A 4,280-nucleotide genomic window follows, 5' to 3' on the forward strand; every position below is an offset into this window, starting at 1 on the left:
GGACGGTGCGGACAACCTCGGTGGTCCGGTGACGCTGGACGGTTCGGGCAAGGCGTCCATCACGCAGTCGTTCGCCGCGCAGGGTGCGCACAACATCACCGCGGTGTTCTCCGGTGCTGCCGGGTTCATCGCCTCCACGTCGGCCGTGCATGCGGTGACGGTGACGGCTGCSGCTCCGGTCGACGTCRCGACCAGCACGGTTCTGACCCTTCCTGTTGATGTGAAAACTGGTGTGGCCGTTGATCTGTGGGCCGCAGTGAAGGCGCCGAACGGCGACCCGATTCCGTCGGGTGGGCAGGTCACCTTCAAGGACGGTGGCACTGTCATCGGCACCGTGGTGAACGTGGTCGGTGGCGAGGCGAACGTGCGCCACACCTTCACCAGCGCGGGGACGCACACCGTCACGGCGGAGTTCTCCGGCACGACCGGATACCTGGCGTCCGTGTCGCAGTCCGGCACGCTCGAGGTGACGGATCCGGTCGTCACCGACGTTGCCACCACCACCGTGGTGACGCTGCCCGCCACCGCGACGAAGGGGGTTGCGGTGAACCTGGTCGCGACCGTCTCCCCGACTCCGGCCGGCGGCACGGTGCAGTTCATGGACGGCGCCACGCCGATCGGTGCTCCGGTCGGCTTGCTCAATGGCAAGGCGACCCGCTCGTACGCCTTCCCGATCACCGGTGACCGCCACATCACCGCGGTCTACAGCGGTGCCCCGGGGCACCTGGGCTCGACCGCGGAGGTCGGCACGGTCACCGTCGCCGAGGCCAGCACCGGCGGTGGAGGCACCGGCAGCGCAAGTGGTTCGCTGGGGAACATGTTCGGGTCGTCCTGACTCAGGGCACCACGATCTGAGCACTCCGGGTGTGGCCCCTGCCTAATTTCGGCAGGGGCCACACCTGTTTTTGTTGTAAACGGATTCGTTTTTGTTGTAAATGGGATTTTTGGGGGGCTGATGCTTCTGGACTCCGAATTCTTGTTGCCGCGGCGAATGAATTGCAGTCCGGAAATTTTCTCTGTGATTGCGTTTCGCTGCTGGCTCTGGAGCGGGAAGGGTGCAGGTCAGGGCGCTATCTTGGCCCGTGGGGTCGGTGTAGATCGCGTTTGTGGACGGAAATCAATAGAAATAGATCGTCATCGGGCAATCTCTCTGTTATTGGAACCGCGATGCGCTACTTTGAGCTGTGGAGTCCAGTTGGACGGTCGTCTAGGACCGTCCTCGAGAGGGGAACTATGACTAAGAGCAACTCCCGTCGCGTAATCGGTGGGGTGAGCGCGTTCGCGGTAGCGGCCGGGTTCGCGGTCACCGCGGGCGTCGGAATGGCCGCCGCGGGGCCGGGAGCGGTCAGCTGGGTGGACGGCGGCAGCAACTACACCCGCACCATCAGCAACGTGACGCCCGCCGAGGGCGAGATCATCACGGTGTCGACCCAGTTCAAGCGGGCCTCCAGCGACGAGCAGGTCACTGCGATGAAGGACGTCCACCCGGTGTGCCTGACCTTCGTGGGGCTGAAGATCGACGGCACCCCGACGCCGCTCACCAACTCGGATCCGACCTTTGCGCGGGTCGTCGGCAACTGGTGGGTCACCCCCAATCAGCCGCGCACCATGGAGTACTCGTACAAGGTCGGCGCAGACTGTGCCCGCGACGTTCCGTTGAACACGTACATGGACTACTCCGGCAACCTCGGCCAGGGCAACTACCTGAACAAGGGCCCGACGATCTCGGTGACCAAGAACGTCTCGACGACGGTGCTGGACGCGGTTCCCTCGGGTGTGAAGGTGGGCCAGTCGGTTTCGCTGGGCGCGACGGTCACCGGTGGTGTCGACGGCGACCTCGTCGAGTTCTTCGACGGGGCCACGAAGATCGGTCAGGGTCCGTTGGCTGCGGGCAAGGCGACGCTCGCGTGGACGCCTGGGACCGCGGGTGATCGCAGTTTGACGGCGAAGTTCCTGGCTACGGCGAAGGCCGGCGAGTCGGTCTCGGTGGCGCAGAACGTGCCCGTGGCCGCGGCTGCCGACGTGGCCACCGCCACCGTGGTGACCGTGCCCGCCACCGCGACGCAGGACGTTGCGGTGGACCTGGTCGCGACCGTCTCCCCGTCTCCGGCCGGCGGCACGGTGCAGTTCATGGACGGCGGAACGGCGATCGGTGCGCCGGTCGGTGTGGTCGCCGGCAAGGCGACCCTCTCGTACGCCTTCGCGAGCGTTGGTGAGCACCAGATCACCGCGGTCTACAGCGGCGCCCCGGGCCACGCGGGCTCGACCGCGGCGGTCGGCACGGTCACCGTCTCCGAGGCCGGTACCGGCGGCGGCGACACCGGCAGCGCAGGGGGTTCGTTGGGGAACCTGTTCGGGTCGTCCTGATCCAGCGCGCCGCGATCTGACGCAACGTGGGTGTGGCCCCTGCCGAATTTTCGGCAGGGGCCACACCTGTATTTGTTGTGAGTAAATTCGAGTTTGTTGTAGATGGTCTGGGACATCTCCGGGCGCCGATATTCGTTGCGCCTGCGAATGAAATATGGTCCAGAAATCATTCGGTGATTGACTTCCGTTTCCCGTTGCGACCCGGGATCAATAATGCAGTGGCCAGGGTAATCGGCGTTGCGGGCATCCTCGTTCTGGGCGTGTCGGTCGATCGGACTATACGTCTAGTTTCTTTCTGGCAATTCGCCGTGAATGTCCGAGGGCTGCGTTAGCTTTGTTCCGAATGTTCAAGTTGGACGATCGTCCTGGACGGTCGTCCTGAACTTTGAGTGAGAGGGAACCATGGCTCAGAGCGCTGCCCGTCGCAACTTCACAGGATCAGAGGAACGTCCATGACGCATCGAGTAACAAAACGCGGCATCGCCGCAGGCGCGGCCACAGCACTCGCGATCGGCACGCTGACAATCTTCGGCACCAGCGTCGCCAACGCTGCCCCCGTTGTGCGTGACTGGGCCGACGGGAAGACGAGTTTCAACCGCACCATCAGCAACGGCACCCCCGGCGTGGGCGAGACCATCACGGTCACCACCAAGTTTCGGCGAACCGACAACATCACCGAAACCATCGCGTGGATTACGGACGTGAACCCGCCCTGCCTCACCTACGTCCCCGGCTCCGCCAAGATGAACGGCAACCCGATCACTCCCGTGGTCAATCCCAATCGGGGTGGCACACCGCCGACCGGCACGGTCACCGTCAACGGCAGCTGGGCCAACGCGCCGGGCACGAACAACCCCGCCTACAGCGTGGACTACAAGGTCGGCGCCAACTGCGCCCTCGGCACCTCCCTGGTGACCGGCATGGACTACAGCGGCGACCGCGGCGCCGGCTACTACGGGTACGACGGACCCAACATCACGGCCGGCAAGGGCAACCCCGCCACCACACTCGCCCCCGTCACCGGAGCCCGCGTCGGCCAGTCGACCTCCCTGACCGCCAGCGTCACAGGCGGCGGCAGCGCAGCGGGCAACCCCGTCGAGTTCTACGACGGCGCCACCAAGATCGGCCAGGGCAACCTCGATGCCGCCGGCGCGGTCGCCTTCGCGTGGACCCCCTCCACTGCGGGCGGGCATGCCCTGACCGCGAAGTTCCTGGGTACGGCGACGGCGAACCAGTCGGTCTCGGTGGTGCAGAACGTGTCGGTGTCCCCGGCCGACGTGACCACGACGACGTCGGTGACCGGTCCGGCCACCGCGGTCGCGGGCACGGACGTAACCCTGAACGTGCAGGTCTCGCCCGTTCCGTCGGGTGGCACGGTGCAGTTCAAGGACGGCGCCACCAACATCGGTGGCCCGGTCACCCTCGATGCCCAGGGCAAGGGCAGCATCACGCAACAGTTCGCGGCGGCGGGTGCTCGCAGCATCACCGCTGTGTACTCCGGTGCGGGTGAGTTCCAGCCGTCGACTTCGGGTGCTCACAATGTCAACGTCACTCCGGCTGATGTCACCACGACGACGTCGGTGTCGGGTCCGGCGACTGCGGTTGAGGGCACGGATGTGGTTCTGGGCGTGCAGGTTTCGCCGGTTCCGGTCGGTGGCACGGTGCAGTTCAAGAATGGTGCTGCTGACATCGGTGGGCCGGTGAACCTCGATTCCGAGGGCAAGGGTTCCATCACGCAGCAGTTCACGTCGGTCGGTGCGCAGAGCATCACTGCGGTGTACTCCGGTGCGGGTGAGTTCCAGCCGTCGACTTCGGGTGCTCACAATGTCAACGTCACTCCGGCTGATGTCACCACGACGACGTCGGTGTCGGGTCCGGCGACTGCGGTTGAGGGCACGGATGTGGTTCTGGGC

General features: G+C 65.5%; 3 protein-coding genes. All 3 read left to right on the forward strand.

Features of this window, described 5'->3' with window-relative positions; genetic code table 11:
* Positions 1 to 835 (forward strand): Ig-like domain-containing protein (locus tag AC1DU4_RS26065; RefSeq protein ID WP_477844838.1); only part of this gene is annotated, 835 nt, incomplete at its 5' end.
* A 398-nt stretch (positions 836 to 1,233) separates the two neighbouring features.
* Positions 1,234 to 2,367 (forward strand): Ig-like domain-containing protein, encoded by a 1,134-nt coding sequence (locus AC1DU4_RS26070; protein ID WP_477844840.1) that lies wholly within the window; start codon positions 1,234 to 1,236, stop codon positions 2,365 to 2,367.
* Positions 2,368 to 2,819: 452 nt separating this feature from the next.
* The coding region (locus tag AC1DU4_RS26075) for an Ig-like domain-containing protein (protein ID WP_477844842.1) at positions 2,820 to 4,280 on the forward strand (1,461 nt) is incomplete at its 3' end.

The sequence above is a fragment of the Rhodococcus sp. P4_F5 genome, from assembly GCF_056401315.1.